Origin of the sequence: Cupriavidus neocaledonicus (assembly GCF_000372525.1) — a bacterium.
Classification (GTDB): Bacteria; Pseudomonadota; Gammaproteobacteria; order Burkholderiales; family Burkholderiaceae; genus Cupriavidus; species Cupriavidus neocaledonicus.
The window spans coordinates 280,953-297,842 of sequence record NZ_AQUR01000104.1; the positions used below are offsets into that span (position 1 = coordinate 280,953).

Consider the following 16,890-nt stretch of genomic DNA (forward strand, 5'->3'; position numbering starts at 1 on the left):
GGGTGGATGGAAATCCGGGGTCAGGCCGCGGCGACCAGATAGCGCGCCATGGCCTCGCGCACGGCTTCGGGCAGCGGCTGCGGCGCAATCGCGCCGGTATCGACGCAGACCAGCCGTTGCGTCACTTCCATGCGGGTATCGTCGTGCGGGCCGGCAAAGCGAACCGCGAGCGTGAAGCTGGACTGGCCCAGCTTCAGCACGCGCAACTCGCGCGTCAGCACCTCGCCCAGCCGGCTGGGCGCGAGGAAGCGGCACTCCAGTTCGGCCGTCGGCACGCCGGCGCGGCCCTCGCCGTGCATGGCATCGAACGGCCAGCCCAGCGCCTCGCCGAACCAGTCCTCGATCAGGTCGTTGAGCATCTCGAAGTAGCGCGGATAGAACACGATGCCGGCGGCGTCGCAGTGCTTGAAGCGCACCTGCACGGTATTGCGGAACACCTCGCTCATGGCTGCCCCTGGTGTGGCTTGCCGCCATTGGCTGCGCCCGGCCCCTGCTCCGCCATCTGGCGCAGCCGGAAGCGCTGCAGCTTGCCGGTCTCGGTGCGCGGCAGCGCCGGCACGAACTCGATGCGGCGCGGGTATTTGTAGGGGGCGATCTGGCGCTTGACGTGGTCCTGCAGCGCGGTGCGGGTGGCGTCGTCCGCCGCCACGCCCTCGCGCAGCACCACGTAGGCCATCACCACCTGGCCGCGGCCGTCGTCGGGCGCGCCGACCACGCCGCATTCGGCCACCGCCTCGTGCTGCATCAGCGCACTCTCGACCTCCGGCCCGGCGATGTTGTAGCCCGCCGAGATGATCATGTCGTCGGAGCGCGCCTGGTAGAAGTAATAGCCATCGGCGTCGGCGACGAAGGTATCGCCCGGCAGGTTCCAGCCGGCCTTCACATAGTTGACCTGGCGCGGGTCGTCCAGGTAGCGGCAGCCGGTCGGGCCCTGCACCGCCAGCTTGCCGACCTGGCCCGGCGGCAGCGGCCGCATCTCCTCGTCAACGATCTGTGCCACGTAGCCGGGCACCACCTTGCCGATCGCGCCCGGCCTGACCTCGGCGCCGGCGCTCGAGATAAAGATGTGCATCATCTCGGTGCCGCCGATGCCATCGGTCATCTCGATGCCGGTGGCGGCCTTCCAGCTCTGCCGCGTGGCGTCGGGCAGCGCCTCGCCGGCCGACACGCTGTGCCGCAGGCTGGAGATATCGAAGCGCGGCGCCAGCGCCGCCATCTGCCGGTAGAAGGTGGGCGCGGTGAAGACAATGGTGGCGCGGAAGTCGTGGATCAGCTCGAGCAGCGTCTCGGGCGTGAGCTTCTCCGCCAGCACCGTGCTGGCGCCGATGCGCAACGGGAAGCACAGCATGCCGCCGAGCCCGAAGGTGAAGGCGATCGGCGGGGTACCGCAGAAGATATCGTCCGGCGCGGAACGCAGCACATGGCGCGGGAACAGGTCGCACATGGCCAGCACGTCGCGGTGGAAATGCATGGTGCCCTTGGGCTGGCCGGTGGTGCCGCTGGTAAAGGCGATCAGGCAGACATCGTCGCTGGCGGTGTCGCAGGCGTCGAAGGTCTGCGGCTTGCCGGCCATTGCCGCCTCCAGCGAGCCCTCGCCTGCGCCGTTGAAATACAGCGTTTGCGCGAGGCTCGGGCAATGGCAATCGCCGCCGGCCCGCTGGTTGGCGTCGAGCTCGTCGCGCAGCCGCACATCGCACAGCGCGGCGGTGACCTGCGCCTTGTCGATGATCTGCTTGAGCTCCCTGGCGCGCAGCAGCGGCATGGTCGGCACCGCCACCAGCCCGGCCTTCAGCGTGGCCAGCCAGCTGGCCGCCATCATCAGGTTGTTGGGGCCGCGCAGCAGCACGCGGTTGCCGGGCACCAGCCGCATGTCCTCGACCAGCACATGGGCGATGCGGTTCACCAGCGCCGCGAGTTCGGCATAGGTGACCGTCTCGATGCGGCCGTCGCGGCGATGGCGGATGGCAACGCGCTCGCCGCGGCCTTCGCGCACGTGGCGGTCGACCAGCTCCGCCGCGGCATTGATGCGCTCTGGGTAGTCGGTATCGGCATTGAAGCGGAACACCGGCCACTGGTCCTGCGGCGGCAGGCGGTCGCGCGCGAAGGTGTCGAGGTGGGCTGTGGTCGCCATGGCTTGTCTCCTGTCTGCTCGGTATCGGTACGGCAGTTCGTCGGTGGCGCGGGGGCGCCAGGTCCGATCTCAGGCCGGATGCCCGGCCAGCGTCTCGCGCGCGATGATCAGCTTCTGCACTTCGGTCGCGCCTTCATAGATGCGCAGCGAGCGGATCTCGCGGTACAGGCTTTCCACGCGCGTGCCGACCTTGACACCGAGGCCGCCGAACATCTGCAGCGCGCGGTCGATCACCTGCTGCGCGTTCTCTGTGGCCACCATCTTGGCCATGGCCGCCTCGCGCGTGGTGCGCTGCCCCTTCACATCGCGCAGCCAGGCCGCGCGGTAGGTCAGCAGCGCCGCGGCGTCGATGGCGGTGGCCATGTCGCCGATGGCGGCCTGGGTCAGCTGCAGGTCGGCCAGCACGCCGCCGAACATCGGGCGCGCGCGGGCACGCGCCAGCGCCTCGTCCAGCGCGGCGCGGCCGAAGCCCAGCGCCGCCGCGGCGACCGAAGCGCGGAAGATATCGAGCGTCATCATCGCCACCTTGAAGCCCTGCCCCGCCTCGCCCAGCCGCTTGCCCACCGGCACGCGGCACTGGTCGAAGCGCAGCGTTGCCAGCGGATGCGGCGCCATCACGTCGATGCGCTCGGCGATGGCAAGGCCGGGCGTGTCGGCGTCGACCACCAAAGCCGTAATGCCGCGCGCACCCGGGGCCTCGCCGGTGCGCACGAACACGCAATAGAAGTCGGCGATGCCGCCGTTCGAGATCCAGGTCTTGGCGCCATCGATCACATAGTGGCTGCCGTCTTCCGACAGCTTCGCGCTGCATTGCATCGCGGCGACATCCGAGCCGGCCTCGGGCTCGGACAGCGCGAACGCGGCAATCGCCTCGCCGCGCGCCACGCGCGGCAGGTAGTGCGCGCGCAGCGCGTCGCTGCCCGCCAGCGAGATCGCGCCCGAGCCCAGCCCCTGCATGGCAAAGGCAAAATCGGCCAGGCCGTCATGGCGCGCGAGCGTCTCGCGCAGCAGGCACAGCGAGCGCGAGTCCAGCGCCGGCAGCGCGCCGCCATGCGCGGCCGGGACGCAATAACGCAGCCAGCCGGCCTCGCCCAGCTGCCGCACCAGCGCGCGGCAGGCGGCGTCGGTATCGCTGTGGTCGACACGCAAGTGTTGCATGCACCATGCGTCGAGTTCGCGCTCCAGCGCGCGGTGGGTGTCGTCGAACAGCGGCAGATCGAGGTAGGTCTTGTCGGACATGGCGCTTCAGTCCCCTTCGAACACCGGCTTGGTCTTGGCGACGAAGGCCTCGTAGGCGCGGCGGAAATCGCGCGTCTGCATGCAGATGGCCTGGGCCTCGGCCTCGGCCTCGATGGCCTCGTCCAGGCCCATATTCCATTCCTGGTGCAGCAGCTTCTTGGTCACGCCGTGGGCGAAGGTCGGGCCGGCGGCCAGTTGCGCGGCCAGCGCCTGCGCCTGCGCCAGCACCGCTTCGGACGGGTGCAGCGCGTTGAAGAAGCCCCACTGCAGCCCTTCCTCCGCGCTCATCGAGCGGCCCGTGTACAGCAGCTCGCTGGCGCGGCCCTGCCCGATCACGCGGGGCAGCAGCGTGCATGCCCCCATGTCGGCACCGGCCAGGCCGACGCGCGTGAACAGGAACGCGGTCCTGGCCTGCGTCGTGCCCAGGCGCATGTCGGAAGCCAGCGCCATCATCGCGCCGGCGCCGGCGCAGATGCCGTCGACCGCGCTCACCACCGGCTGCGGACAGGCGCGCATCGCCTTGACCAGGTCGCCGGTCATGCGCGTGAAGTCGAGCAGCTCCGGCATCGACATGCGCGTCAGCGGGCCGATGATCTCGTGCACGTCGCCGCCCGAGCAGTAGTTGCCGCCCGCGCCGGTCACCACCACCGCCTTGATGTCGCTGGCGTAGCACAGGCCACGGAACAGGTCGCGCAGTTCGGCGTAGGAATCGAAGGTCAGCGGGTTCTTGCGTTCCGGCCGGTTCAGCGTCACCGTGCCGACCTTGCCGTCGGCGGACACCGACCACAGGAAATGCTCGGGCTGGTAGCCGGCAAAGCTGCGCTTGTGGTGGCGCATGTCGAGTGCGATCTCTGTCATGGGTTCTCTCGTTGTCTGCTGCAGTCAGTGTGCTTCAGCCCGCCATCACTTCGCCGCCGGCAACGGGGATCGCCTGGCCGGTGATCGCCGCCGCGGACGGCTGGCACAGCCAGGCCACCGCGTCGGCCACTTCGTCGGGCTGCACCAGCCGGCGCTGCGGGTTGCGCGCGGCCAGTTCGGCGCGCGCCTGTTCCTCGCTGCGGCCGGTCTTGCCGACGATATTGGCCACCGCGTCGCGCACGATGTCGGTTTCGGTATAGCCCGGGCACACCGCGTTGACGGTCACGCCCCGGGCCGCGGTTTCCAGCGCCAGCGCGCGGGTCAGGCCGATCACGCCATGCTTGGCCGCGCAATAGGCGCTGACGTAGCCATAGCCGATCAGCCCCGCGGTGCTGGCCACGTTGACGATGCGGCCCCAGCCCGCGTCGAGCATCGCCGGCAGCGCCGCCTGCGTACACAGGAAGGTGCCGGTCAGGTTCACGTCGAGCATGCGCTGCCACAGCGCGGCATCGGTCTTCAGGAACGGGGCGCTGTGCGCCTGCCCGGCGTTGTTGACCAGCATCGCGACCGGGCCGGCCTGCGCCGTGGCCGCGGCAAAGGCGCGCGCCACGCTGTCGGCATCGGCGATATCGGCCGCGACATACGAAACGGCGGCGCCCGCCGCGGCCTGCGCGCGCAGCGCCTGCACCGTCGTCTGCAGCGTGCCGGCATCGCGCCCCAGCAGCGTGACGCTGGCGCCATCGGCCAGCAGCCGCCGCGCGATCGCCGCGCCGATGCCGCGCCCGCCGCCGGTGACCAGCGCGTGCCGGCCGGTCAATGTCGCCGTGCTGCCGCTCATGCCTGCTTCTCCTGCGCCGCGGCGCGTTCGAGATTGGTTTCCAGCTGCCGCTTGCCCGCCAGGTATTGCTTGGGCCAGGCGATGTCGCGATAGCCGATGCGCGCGGCCTCCTGCAGCGTCCAGGCCGGGTTGGCCAGGTGTGGCCGCGCGATCGCGCACAGGTCGGCGCGGCCGGCGGCGATGATCGAGTCGACATGGTCCGCCTCGAAGATCGCACCGACCGCGATGGTGGCGATGCCGGCCTCGTTGCGGATGCGGTCGGCGAACGGGGTCTGGTACATGCGGCCGTAGACCGGCGCCTGGTCCGGGCTGACCTGGCCCGACGAGCAGTCGATCATGTCGGCGCCCGCGGCCTTGAAGGCGCGCGCAATCTCGACCGCGTCATCGGGCGTGATGCCGCCCTCGACCCAGTCATGCGCGGAGATGCGCACCGACATCGGCTTGTCCTGCGGCCATACCGCGCGCACCGCGGCAAACACCTCGAGCGGAAAGCGCAAGCGCGCCGCCAGCGCACCGCCGTATTCGTCGTCGCGCGTATTGGTCAGCGGCGAGATAAAGCTGGACAGCAGGTAGCCGTGCGCGCAATGCAGCTCGAGCCAGTCGAAGCCGGCCTCGGCCGCCCGCCGCGCGCTGGCGACGAAGTCATCGCGCACGCGCTCCATGTCGGCGCGCGTCATCTCGCGCGGGGTCTGCGATTCCCCCGGCAGGTAAGGCAGCGGCGAGGCCGAGATCACCGGCCAGTTGCCCTGCGGCAGCGGATGGTCCATCGCCTCCCAGCCGAGCTGGGTCGAGCCCTTGCGACCCGCGTGGCCGATCTGCATGGCGATGCGCGCATCGCTGTTGGCGTGCACGAAATCGACGATGCGCTTCCAGGCATCGCGCTGCGCATCGTTCCACAGGCCTGGACATCCGGGCGTGATGCGCGCATCGGGCGAGACGCAGGTCATTTCCGCCACCACCATGCCGGCGCCGCCGAGCGCGCGCGAGCCCAGGTGGACCAGGTGGAAGTCGCCCGGCACGCCATCGGTGCAGGAATACATCGCCATCGGCGACACCACAACGCGGTTCTTCAGCGTGACGCCGCGCAGCCGGAACGGCGTGAACATCGGCGGCAGCGGCTGGTGGGCCTGCAGCTTCAGGCTGTCGGCCGGCACCCCGGCCTGCTGCGCCAGCCAGTGCTCGAACTGCGCGACATAGCCGGCATCGCGCACGCGCAGGTTCTCGTGCGAGATCCGTTGCGAGCGTGTCAGCAGCGAATAGGCGAACTGCTCCGGCGGCAGGCTGCCGGCATAGCGCTCGACGTTCTCGAACCACTCGGTCGAGTTGCGTGCCGCGTTCTGGATCTTCAGCACTTCCACGCCGCGCGTGGCCTCATAGCGCGCCAGCGCATCGGGCAGGCCGTCGTGGCCGCTGCCGCGGATCTCTTCGGCCAGGTCGATGGCATCCTCGAGCGCCAGCTTGGTACCCGAGCCGATCGAGAAATGCGCGGTGTGCGCGGCGTCGCCCATCAGCACCACCGGCACGCGGCGGCCGTCGGGCAAGGTGTTCCAGTGCACCCATTGCCGGCAGATCACGCGCGGGAAGCTGATCCAGATCGCCGAGCCGCGCAGGTGCGCCGCATTGCTGATCAGCTTGTTGCCGTCGAGGTAGCGCGCGAACAGCTTCTCGCAGTACGCCACGCCCTCTTCCTGGCTCATCTGTTCGATGCCGGCGGCGCGCCAGACCGCTTCCGGGGTCTCGACGATAAAGGTCGAGGTGTTGTCGTCGAAGCGGTAGGCATGCGCCTGGAACCAGCCGTGCTCGGTCTTCTCAAAGGCAAAGGTGAAGGCATCGAACAGCTTGTGCGTGCCGAGCCAGACAAAACGGCACTGGCGCGTATCGATATCCGGCCGGAAGGTGTCGGCATAGCGCGTGCGGATGCGGCTGTTCAGGCCGTCCGCGGCGATCACCAGGTCGGCCTGGTATTGCATCGCCAGCGCCTGGTCGTCGGACACATCGGTCTCGAACACCAGCTTCACCCCGAGCGCTTCGCAACGCGCCTGCAGGATGTTGAGCAGGCGCTTGCGGCCGATGCCGATAAAGCCATGCCCGCCCGAGCGGATGGTGCGCCCGCCGATATGGATGTCGATGTCGTCCCAGTGGTTGAAGGCGGCGTTGATTTCGGCGGCGCTGGCCGGGTCGGCCTGCTTCAGGTTGTCCATGGTGGCGTCGGAAAAGACCACGCCCCAGCCGAAGGTGTCGTAGGGCCGGTTGCGCTCGACCACGATGACCTCGTTGGCCGGCTCCTGCAGTTTCATCAGCAGGCCGAAGTACAGGCCGGCGGGGCCTCCGCCAATACAAAGCACGCGCATCTGTTGCCTCCTGCCGGCTGCGCCGGGCGCGGCGCGCATCGCGCACGGTCCCGGCTCACACCGCCATCTAGATCAAGATTAAATATTTTATGCTTCAAATATTAGACTGCATCACGACCGATGGCAAGGCGGGGCGATGCGGTGTGCCGCGCGCGACACCCGCATCGCCCTCTCCCCTGGCCCTTCAACGCGCCCCTAGCCCCTCAACGCGGCCTGCAGCTGTTCCAGCGCGCCAGGGTCTTCGATGGTGGTCAGGTCGCCCGGGTCCCGCCCCTCGGCCACGGCCTGCATGGCGCGCCGCAGCAGCTTGCCGGAACGCGTCTTCGGCAGCGCATTGACGAACAACACGCGCGCCGGACGGGCCACCGCGCCCAGTTGCTGCTCGACCGTCTTCATCAGCTCGCCTTCCAGCGCCAGCCGCGCCTGCGGCGTGGCCGTGCGCGCCGGATCGCGCGCGATGCAGAACGCCATCGCCACCTGCCCCTTGAGCGCGTCCTGCACGCCCACCACGGCCACCTCGGCCACGGCGGCACTGGACGACAGGCTTTCCTCGATCTCGCGCGTGCCCAGCCGGTGGCCGGCGACGTTGATCACGTCGTCGGTGCGCCCCAGGATAAAGACATAGCCGTCGGCATCGCGCACGCCCCAGTCGAAGGTGGAATAGCACTGCCGGTTCGGCACCGCCTGCCAGTAGGTGCGCACGAAGCGGTCATCGTCGCCCCACACCGTGCTCATGCATCCCGGCGGCAGCGGACCATCGATGGCGACCACGCCCTTCTGCCCGGGCGGGCATTCCGCGCCGGTGTTCTCGTCGACGATCTTCAGGTCATAGCCGTAGGCCGGCACGCCGGGCGAGCCCAGCTTGGGCGGCAGCGCCTCGAGGCCGCGCTGGATCGCGATGATGGGCCAGCCGGATTCGGTCTGCCAGTAGTTGTCGACCACCGGCTTGCCCAGGCCGTCCTGGATCCAGCGCGCGGTGGGCTCGTCGAGCGGCTCGCCGGCCAGGAACAGCAGGCGCAGGCTGGACAGATCGTAGCGGGTCAGCCATGCCGGGTCCTGCTTCTTCAGCACGCGGATCGCGGTCGGCGCGCTGAACATCAGGTTGACCCGGTATTGCTCGACCAGGCGCCACAGGATGCCGCCATCGGGCCGAACCGGCGTGCCTTCATACATCAGCGTGGCCATGCCGGCCAGCAGCGGGCCATAGACGATATAGCTGTGCCCGACCACCCAGCCGATGTCCGACGCGGTGAACATGGTGTCGCCGGCCTTGCCGCAGAAGATGTACTCCATCGACGTGGCCAGCGCCACCGCATAACCGCCGGTATCGCGCTGCACGCCCTTGGGCTTGCCTGTGGTGCCCGAGGTATAGAGCACATAGGAGGGCTCGCCCGACTCCAGCCACACGCACGGCACCTGCACGCCGGCGACACGCTCGCGCCATGCGGCGTAGTCTTCGTCGCGACCCTCGGTGCGTGGCATGTCCGCCAGTTGCCGGTCCACCAGCAATACTTTCTCGGGCTGGTGCGAGGACAGCCGGATGGCTTCGTCCAGCAGCGGCTTGTACGGCACCACCTTGCCCGCGCGCGAACCGGCGTCGGCGCTGACCACCACGCGCGGCCGGGCATCCTCGATGCGCGCGGCCAGGCTGACCGAGGCGAAGCCGCCGAACACCACCGAATGGATCGCGCCGATGCGCGCGCACGCCAGCATGGCGAAGGCGGCTTCGGGGATCATCGGCATGTAGATCAGCACGCGGTCGCCCCGCTGCACGCCCAAGCCTTGCAGGATCGCGGCCATGCGGCTGACCTCGTCGTGCAGTTCGGCGTAGGTGAAGCTGCGGGCCTGGTCGGTCTCGGTCGAGACCCAGTGCAGCGCCGGCTGGCCGGCGCGGGCCGCGAGGTGGCGGTCGACCGCGTTGTGGCACAGGTTGGTGCGCCCGCCGACGAACCAGCGCGTGAAGGGTGCGCGGCTGTTGTCGAGCACCTGGCTGAACGGGGTTTCCCAGTCGATGCGTGCCGCCTGTTCGGCCCAGAACCCCTCGGGGTCGGCCAGCGAACGGGCATGCACGGCATGGCTTGCCGTCATGTCTGTCTCCTCCGCGTCTGCGGTCGTTGGTATCTGCCCGTAGTTTGCCACCGGCCCGGGCGCTCGTGGCCACGGTTTCAGCGCGCTGCCGCACGGGACGGCGCCGGCACATGAAAAAAGGGGCGTGCCGCCGGCATCGCGCCGATGCGGTCCCGTCAGCGCGCCTTGACGCCCTTCGCACTGGCCTTGGTGGTGGTCTTTGCCGACACCTTGGCCACGGCCGGGGTCTTGGCCCCGCGTCGCGGCGAGGTTTCGACCACCACACGCTGGCGCCCGTCGCTTTTGCCCTTGGCGGAAACCCGCACCACCCTGGCGTCCTTGCCGGCCTTGCCGGCAGGTTCCTTGCGGCTGGCCTGCTCGCTACGCTCGGCCCGTTCCGCCCGTTCGGCCCGGTCGGCGCGCTCGGCACGCGCTGCGCGCACGGCGCCGGCGCCGCGCACCGGCACCATCAGCACCAGGCTCTGCCCGGCCACCAGCTTGGTGCCGGAGAGCTTGTTCCATGACTGCACCTGCCCGGTCGAGACGCCATAGCGCCGCGCCACCGAGGTCACGGTATCGCGCCGGCCGGCGCGCACCACCACACGGCGGGCATCGGGCAGGTCCGGCTCCATCGCCAGCATGGCGCTGTCGGCGAGGGTGGCGCTGATGTCCTGGTCATGCCGGCCCGAGCGGGGGATCATCACGGTCGAGCCCGCCTTCAGGCGCATGCCCTTGGGGATGCTGTTGATCTCGCGCAGCGTGTCGGCATCGACATTCAGCCGCGCCGCCAGCGATTCGACACGCTCGCGGCTGTCCACCGTCACCGCGGCCCAGCTCGACAGCCCGCCGCGATAGGTGTTCAGGTTGTACTGGAAGCGCTCGGCGTTATCGAACGGCAGCAGGATCTGCGGGTTCGACGCCCCCAGGATCACCGGCCGGTTGAACGACGGGTTCAGTGCCTTGAACTCCTCCACCGACATATCCGCCAGCTTGGCCGCGAGATTCACGTCGATGTCGCGCGAGGTGGTCACCGTGACGAAGTACGGGTGGTCCGGGATCTCGGGCAGCTTGACGCCGTACGCGGCCGGGTTGGCGATGATGTTCTTGACCGCCTGCAGCTTGGGCACGTAGTAGCGCGTCTCGTTCGGCATCGGCAGGCTGGCGTAGTCGGTCGGCAACCCGCGCGCCTGGTTGCGCGCGATCGCCCGCGACACCGCGCCCTCGCCCCAGTTGTACGCGGCCAGCGCCAGGTGCCAGTCGCCGAACATGTCGTAGAGCCGCGCCAGGTAGTCGAGCGCGGCGTCGGTCGAGGCCAGCACGTCGCGGCGCTCGTCGCGGAACATGTTCTGCTTCAGGTTGTACGACTTGCCCGTGCTGGGAATGAACTGCCACATCCCGGCCGCCTTGGCGGTGGACTGCGCCTGCGGGTTGAACGCGCTCTCGACAAAGGGCAGCAGCGCCAGCTCGGTCGGCATCTTGCGCTGTTCCAGCTCCTCGACGATGTGATAGAGGTAGCGGCTCGAGCGCCCGACCATCCGTTCCATGTACTCCGGCCGCTGCGCATACCACTGGGTGCGATCGTCGACCAGCGTGCCCTCCAGGTCCGTCATGGCGAAGCCACGCCGGATGCGGTCCCAGATATCGTTGGACGGGCCGCGCAGCCAGTCCAGGCCGCCCTGGTCGACGTTGATGGTGGAAGTGGAAGAGAGCGCGGACTTGTCGCTGAGGGTGTTGAGCGGGTCCTGGCGCCTGGCAGTCTGGGCGGTCGCGGCACCGTCGGCGCCTTCAGGCGGCGTGGGGGTGCTGGCGCACGCTGCAAGCAGCGCGGCGCACGCGACCACCGCCAGTAATCGACCAATTTTCATTAAGTTCTCAAATCGTGACGCTAAAAGGTTGCGTGATGCTAAAAAAAACCGCGTATCGCGTCAATCAGATTTTCCACATAGCCGGTATCCGAAGGCCGTCCGGGCTCAGCGAAAATTGTCTTTCCAGCCGCGCAGCGCGCCGAACGCTTGCGCATCGCCCCCGGTGTTGCCCCCGTGCGCCGACACCGCCGCGCGTACCGCCGGTTCGCGCGAGCGCAGGAAAGGGTTGACCTGGCGCTCATGGGCGATGGTGGTCGGCAGCGTCGGCAGGTCCGCGGCGCGCAGCGCCTCGACGCGCTGCGCCCACGCCTCGAGCGCGGCGTTGCCGGGCTCCACCGCGCGCGCGAAGCGCACGTTGCTGCGCGTGTATTCGTGCGCGCAATAGACGCGGGTGTCGCCGGGCAGCGCCGCCAGCTTGTCGAGCGACGCAAGCATCTGCGCCGGGGTGCCTTCGAACAGGCGCCCGCAGCCGCTGGCGAACAGGGTATCGCCACAGAACACCGCCGGGCCGGCCTGGCCGAGGTCCGCGACGTAGGCAATGTGCCCGGCGGTATGGCCGGGCACGTCCAGCACGCGCAGCGTCAGCGCCGGCGCCTCGAGCGTCGCCACGTCGCCCTCGCGCAGCGCCCGGGTGCGCCCGCCGATACGCTCGCCCGCCGGCCCCAGCACGGGAAGCGGTTCGCCCGAGGGTGCGCGCGGATGCGCCGCCAGCAGCTCGGCCACGCCGCCCTGGTGATCGCCGTGGTGATGGGTGATTACAATAGCGCCCAGAGCCAGACCGCTTTGCGCCAGGAAGCGCTCCACCGGCGCGGCCTCGCCAGGATCGACCACGGCGGCGCAGTGCCCGTCGTGGATGGCCCAGATATAGTTATCCTGGAACGCCGGGATCGGCTCAACCTTCAACATGCGCATGCTCCTATGTCCAATCGTCCCAATCACCCGATTGTAAGCTGGGAAGACTGGCTGGCCTCGCCGCCCGGCGAGTACATGCTGCGCTGGGAGGCGCAGCAGTACGACCGGACCGTGGCCGACATCTTCGGCTATCACGCGGTCCAGCTGGGACTGCCCTATGTCGACACCCTGCGCGAGAACCGGATGCCGTTCTCGGCGCTGGCGCTGGACCCGTCCAGCGGCCCGCACGGGCCCCGGGCCGCACATCCGGATGCGCGCCAGCTGCTGTGCCGTTTCGACGAACTGCCGTTCGACACCCAGAGCATCGACCTGGTCACCCTGCCCCACATCCTGGAGTTCGCCGAAGACCCGCATGAAGTGCTGCGCGAAGTCTCGCGCGTGCTGATGCCCGAAGGCCGCGTGGTGGTCACCTGCTTCAACCCGATGAGCCTGTGGGGCGCGCGCCAGAGCATGAACCGGCTCGGCGCCACGCCGTTCCTGCCGACCGACGCCCAGCAGATCGGCTTCGTGCGCATCAAGGACTGGCTCAAGCTGCTCGGCTTCGATATCATCCGCGGCCGCTTCGGCTGCTATTGCCCGCCGTACCGCACCGACCGCTGGCTGCAGCGCGCCGCCTTCATGGAAAAGGCCGGCGATCGCTGGTGGCCGATCTTCGGCGCGGTCTATATGATTTCGGCGATCAAGCGCGTGCGCAATATCCGGCTGGTCGGCCCCGCCTGGAAGACCAAGCCGGCGCTGGCGCCGGTGTCGGCACCGGTGGCCACGCCCACCGGCACCCATGGCAAGACCCCGGGCAAGGAACGCTGACACGGTGCGGCCGCGCGCGCCGCGCCCTGGCCCTCAATGCGCCGCCCGCCCCGCGGGCGGCCACCACGGAATCACATGCAAGAAGTCACGATCTACTCCGACGGCGCCTGCAAGGGCAATCCCGGCCGCGGCGGCTGGGGCGCAGTGCTGGTCGCCGGCACCAGCGAAAAAGAGCTGTTCGGCGGCGAGCCGAACACCACCAACAACCGCATGGAAATGACCGCCGTGATCGAAGCGCTGCGCGCGCTCAAGCGGCCCTGCGTGGTGCGTGTCTATACCGACTCCCAGTACGTGCAGAAAGGCATCAGCGAATGGCTGCCCGGCTGGAAGGCGCGCGGCTGGAAGACCGCCGACAAGAAGCCGGTCAAGAACGCCGACCTGTGGCAGGCGCTGGACACCCTGGCGCAGCCGCACCAGATCTCCTGGCACTGGGTGCGCGGCCACAACGGCCACCCCGGCAACGAGCGCGCCGACGCGCTGGCCAACCGCGGCGTCGAATCGATCGGCCGCTGAGCGAATCCCGCAAGCCTCGCCAACAACAAGCGCGGAACGCCCGCCCCGCTCCGCTAGAATGCCCGCCATGCGACAAATCGTTCTCGATACCGAAACCACCGGCCTCAATGCCGCCACCGGCGACCGCCTGATCGAAATCGGCTGCGTCGAGCTGATGAACCGGCGCCTGACGGGACGCCACCTGCACTTCTACGTCAACCCCGAGCGCGATATCGACGAAGGCGCGATCGCGGTCCACGGCATCACCGTCGAGTTCCTGGCCGACAAGCCGCGCTTCGCCGAGGTCGTCCACGATATCCGCGAGTTCGTGCAGGACGCCGAGCTGATCATCCACAACGCGCAGTTCGACCTCGGCTTCCTCGACATGGAATTCCAGCTGCTGGGCCTGCCGCCGTTTCGCCAGCATGTCGGCAACGTGATCGATACCTTGCGCGAAGCCCGCCAGATGTTCCCGGGCAAGCGCAATTCCCTGGATGCGCTGTGCGAGCGCCTGGGCATCAGCAACGCCCACCGCACGCTGCACGGCGCGCTGCTGGATGCCGAACTGCTGGCCGAGGTCTACCTGGCGATGACACGCGGCCAGGATTCGCTCGTGATCGACACGCTCGACAGCGCCAGCGGCCAGGGCGGCGTGGTCACCACCGCCGACCTGTCCCGGCTGGCCCTGCCGGTGCTGCGCGCCACCGACGAGGAACAGCAGGCCCATCTGGCGCTGCTGAAGGGACTGGACAAGGCCAGCGGCGGCAAAACGGTGTGGCAGGAAGACCCGGCCGAAGCGCCCGGAACGCTGGCCGCATAAGAAAGTTCAAAAAAGGGCTTTACAAGATACAAGAACCTCTGCATAATCTCATTTCTCTGCTGCACGACGGCAACGACGACGCAGACAGGGGTGGTTAGCTCAGCGGTAGAGCACTGCCTTCACACGGCAGGGGTCACAGGTTCAATCCCTGTACCACCCACCAGTTTCAAAAAGCCAGCCTCGCGCTGGCTTTTTTCATTTGCGCATCCGGCTTCCCGCTCCCCCAAACCACCTCGGGCACCCGGAAAGACTCCCCGCGCTTTGGCGAGGCTGCCCGCAGCAAGCCATCGATCTCCCGCCGCTGTTGCAAACAGTTTCGAAATGCCGCTTGACTTCTGTTAATCTTCTTGTCATTCCAGCGCCGGCTTTCAGCGGCCAGCGCGGACGGGAAACGGGTCGGTGCGCACAAGAAAGAAGTCAATCATGCAGCACTCTTTGAAGTATCGGATGGCGTTGGCCACGGCGGGAGTGGTGACGCTGATCGTCGTGCTGCGCGCGCTCTACGCCCAGTATTACGCCTATGACAGCCTGAAGAACCTGCTGCAGGCGCAGCAGGACACGCTGGTCGAGATGGTCGCCGAGCAGCTGGATGAAAAGCTGCAGGGCCGCGCCGCCGTGCTGCAGCGGCTGGCGCGCCAGTTTGCCGCCATGCCCGCGGCCACGCCGGCGGACTTGCGCCGGGCGGCGCAGGGCCTGGTGGATATTCCCGACACCTTCAACGCCGTTTTCCTGGCCGAGCCAGACGGCGAACTCACGTTCAGCACCGCCGTGCCGGATGGCGTGCACCTGCGCGTCAACGACCGCGATTATTTCCGCGACGTGCTGCAGGGCCAGTCGTTCGCCGTGTCGGACCTGATCCAGGGCAAGCAGACCAACTCACCGGGCGTGGTGCTCGCGGTGCCGATGCTGGGGCCCGCCGGCGAACTGCGCGGCGTGGTCGGCGGCGTGCTGAACCTGGCGGACAGCAACTTCCTGCGCGAGCTGTCGCACAGCCGGGTCGGCACCACCGGCAGCTTCTGCCTGGTGTCTGCCGGCACCAACCCGCGCTATGCAATGCATGCCGACGTGTCGCGCGTGCTGACGCCGGCGCGCGCCATCGGCGAGGCCTGCGGCGCCGACCAGCCGCCGGCGTTGCTGGAAGTCCTGACGCCGACCCAGCCGATCGTCGCCCGCTACCTGCTGGCCGCCAACGGCTGGGAGGTGGTCGCGGTGCTGCCCGCGGCCGAAGCCTATGCGCCGCTGATCACCGTGCGCCAGCGGACCCTGGTGATGGGGGCGATCACCATGGTGATCGCGGCAGTGTTGATGTGGCTGGTGATGTGGCGCCTGCTGGCGCCGCTGCAGCGGCTGCACCGCGCGGTGCGCCAGCTCGGCACCAACCCGTCGGCGGTGGCGAACCTGCCGGTCGGCCGTGCCGACGAGATCGGCGAGCTGGCGTCGAGCTTCGCCGAGGTCGTGGCCCAGTTGTCGGAGCGCGAGGCCGCGCTGCAGGCCGCCAAGGACCGTGCCGCCGCCAGCGAGAAGCGCATCGAGGCGATTGCCAACCATGTACCGGACTTCATCTCGTTCATCGACATGCAGCAGCGCTACGTCTTCGTCAACGAGGCCTATGCACGCCGGTACGGCTTGCCGGCACAGCAGATCGTGGGGCTGTCGCTGCGCGAGCTGTGGGGCACGCAGGAATACCTGGCCTGCCAGCCCTACCTGCAGCAGGCCGGCACCGGCCAGGCCGTGACCTTTAACCGCGAAAGCGCGGACGGCAGCGAGTGCATCGAGATCACCTGCCAGCCGGCGTGGAACGATGCCCAGGACACCGTGGTCGGCCTGCACATGTTCGGGCGCAACGTCACGCACGAGCGCGAGAAGCTGCGCAGCCTGGAGGCACAGACCGTCTCCGACTATCTGACCGGCCTGCTCAACCGCAAGGGCTTCGACCGGCGCCTGGCCGAAGCCATGGCACGCGCCGGAGCCAGTGCGGGGCCGCTGGCGCTGCTGCTGGTGGACCTGGACGACTTCAAGGCGGTCAACGACAACCACGGCCATCCGATTGGCGACCAGCTGCTGGTGGCGTTTGCGCAGCGCCTGCGCGCCTGCGTGCGCAAGGGCGACGCGGTCGCGCGCATCGGTGGCGACGAATTCGCGGTGATTCTTGACGGCATTGCCGACCGCCAGGCGATGGCGTCGGTGGCCAACACCATCGTGCAGGCCGCGCGCCTGCCCTTCGTGATCGATGGCCATACGCTGGCGGCGTCGGCCAGCGTCGGCGCGGCACTGCGCGATGCGCGGCACGCCATGACCGTGAGCGAGTTGTTTCTGCACGCCGACATGGCGCTGTATCAGGCCAAGCGGCATGGCAAGGCCCGCTATGCCGCGCAGGCGGCCGATACGGCAGAGCCGTCCGGCCTGGCATCCCAAGCAAGCTAGCTCAGGCGGAATGGATGCGGCGGCTTCGCTCCCTCTACCGCAAGCGGGAGAGGGAGCATCCAATGTGCGATTCAGGGCCCGACGTT

General features: G+C 68.9%; 13 protein-coding genes and 1 tRNA gene. 5 read left to right on the forward strand and 9 right to left on the reverse strand.

Features of this window, described 5'->3' with window-relative positions; translation table 11 throughout:
* Positions 1 to 20: 20 nt before the first annotated feature.
* The 9 genes from A3AG_RS0123905 to gloB all read right to left on the reverse strand — a co-directional run bounded on the left by A3AG_RS0123905 (position 21) and on the right by gloB (position 12,255).
* Complete coding sequence (locus A3AG_RS0123905) at positions 21 to 446, reverse strand: acyl-CoA thioesterase (RefSeq protein ID WP_018007835.1); 426 nt, start codon at positions 444 to 446, stop codon at positions 21 to 23.
* Positions 443 to 2,131 carry an AMP-binding protein gene (locus A3AG_RS0123910; RefSeq protein ID WP_018007836.1) on the reverse strand — a complete coding sequence of 563 codons (1,689 nt, stop codon included), beginning with the start codon at positions 2,129 to 2,131 and terminating at the stop codon, positions 443 to 445. The genes A3AG_RS0123905 and A3AG_RS0123910 overlap by 4 nt, the downstream gene beginning before the upstream one ends.
* 69 nt (positions 2,132 to 2,200) lie before the next feature.
* Positions 2,201 to 3,370, reverse strand: coding sequence for an acyl-CoA dehydrogenase family protein (locus tag A3AG_RS0123915; protein WP_018007837.1), 1,170 nt, complete (start codon positions 3,368 to 3,370; stop codon positions 2,201 to 2,203).
* 6 nt (positions 3,371 to 3,376) lie between these two features.
* The gene (locus tag A3AG_RS0123920; protein WP_018007838.1) at positions 3,377 to 4,228 is read right to left on the reverse strand and encodes an enoyl-CoA hydratase family protein; all 852 of its coding nucleotides are present in this window, start codon (positions 4,226 to 4,228) and stop codon (positions 3,377 to 3,379) included.
* Between the two features lie 34 nt (positions 4,229 to 4,262).
* The gene (locus A3AG_RS0123925) at positions 4,263 to 5,066 is read right to left on the reverse strand and encodes an SDR family NAD(P)-dependent oxidoreductase (RefSeq protein ID WP_018007839.1); all 804 of its coding nucleotides are present in this window, start codon (positions 5,064 to 5,066) and stop codon (positions 4,263 to 4,265) included.
* Positions 5,063 to 7,417, reverse strand: a complete 2,355-nt coding sequence (locus A3AG_RS0123930) for a bifunctional salicylyl-CoA 5-hydroxylase/oxidoreductase (RefSeq protein WP_018007840.1) — start codon at positions 7,415 to 7,417, stop codon at positions 5,063 to 5,065. Before A3AG_RS0123930 ends, A3AG_RS0123925 begins: the two co-directional genes overlap by 4 nt.
* Positions 7,418 to 7,612: 195 nt before the next feature.
* Complete coding sequence (locus tag A3AG_RS0123935; RefSeq protein WP_276307892.1) at positions 7,613 to 9,538, reverse strand: propionate--CoA ligase; 1,926 nt, start codon at positions 9,536 to 9,538, stop codon at positions 7,613 to 7,615.
* Positions 9,539 to 9,660: 122 nt separating this feature from the next.
* The gene (locus A3AG_RS0123940; protein ID WP_018007842.1) at positions 9,661 to 11,349 is read right to left on the reverse strand and encodes a transglycosylase SLT domain-containing protein; all 1,689 of its coding nucleotides are present in this window, start codon (positions 11,347 to 11,349) and stop codon (positions 9,661 to 9,663) included.
* Between the two features lie 105 nt (positions 11,350 to 11,454).
* Positions 11,455 to 12,255: a hydroxyacylglutathione hydrolase gene (gene gloB, locus A3AG_RS0123945; protein WP_026164436.1), complete on the reverse strand. Its 801-nt coding sequence runs from the start codon at positions 12,253 to 12,255 to the stop codon at positions 11,455 to 11,457.
* Between the two features lie 12 nt (positions 12,256 to 12,267).
* Between gloB and A3AG_RS0123950 the strand changes: the two genes are divergently transcribed.
* The 5 genes from A3AG_RS0123950 (at position 12,268) to A3AG_RS0123970 (ending at position 16,804) form a co-directional block, all read left to right on the forward strand.
* Positions 12,268 to 13,068, forward strand: a complete 801-nt coding sequence (locus A3AG_RS0123950; protein WP_018007844.1) for a class I SAM-dependent methyltransferase — start codon at positions 12,268 to 12,270, stop codon at positions 13,066 to 13,068.
* A gap of 75 nt (positions 13,069 to 13,143) precedes the next feature.
* Entirely contained in the window at positions 13,144 to 13,581 is a 438-nt protein-coding gene (gene rnhA, locus A3AG_RS0123955; RefSeq protein WP_018007845.1) for a ribonuclease HI, read from the forward strand.
* Positions 13,582 to 13,639: 58 nt separating this feature from the next.
* A complete protein-coding gene (dnaQ, locus tag A3AG_RS0123960; protein ID WP_018007846.1) occupies positions 13,640 to 14,380 on the forward strand; it encodes a DNA polymerase III subunit epsilon in 741 nt (246 codons plus the stop codon).
* An 88-nt stretch (positions 14,381 to 14,468) separates the two neighbouring features.
* A tRNA-Val gene (locus A3AG_RS0123965) sits at positions 14,469 to 14,543 on the forward strand.
* Positions 14,544 to 14,803: 260 nt separating this feature from the next.
* Positions 14,804 to 16,804, forward strand: a complete 2,001-nt coding sequence (locus tag A3AG_RS0123970) for a sensor domain-containing diguanylate cyclase (protein ID WP_240619945.1) — start codon at positions 14,804 to 14,806, stop codon at positions 16,802 to 16,804.
* Positions 16,805 to 16,890: the final 86 nt, after the last annotated feature.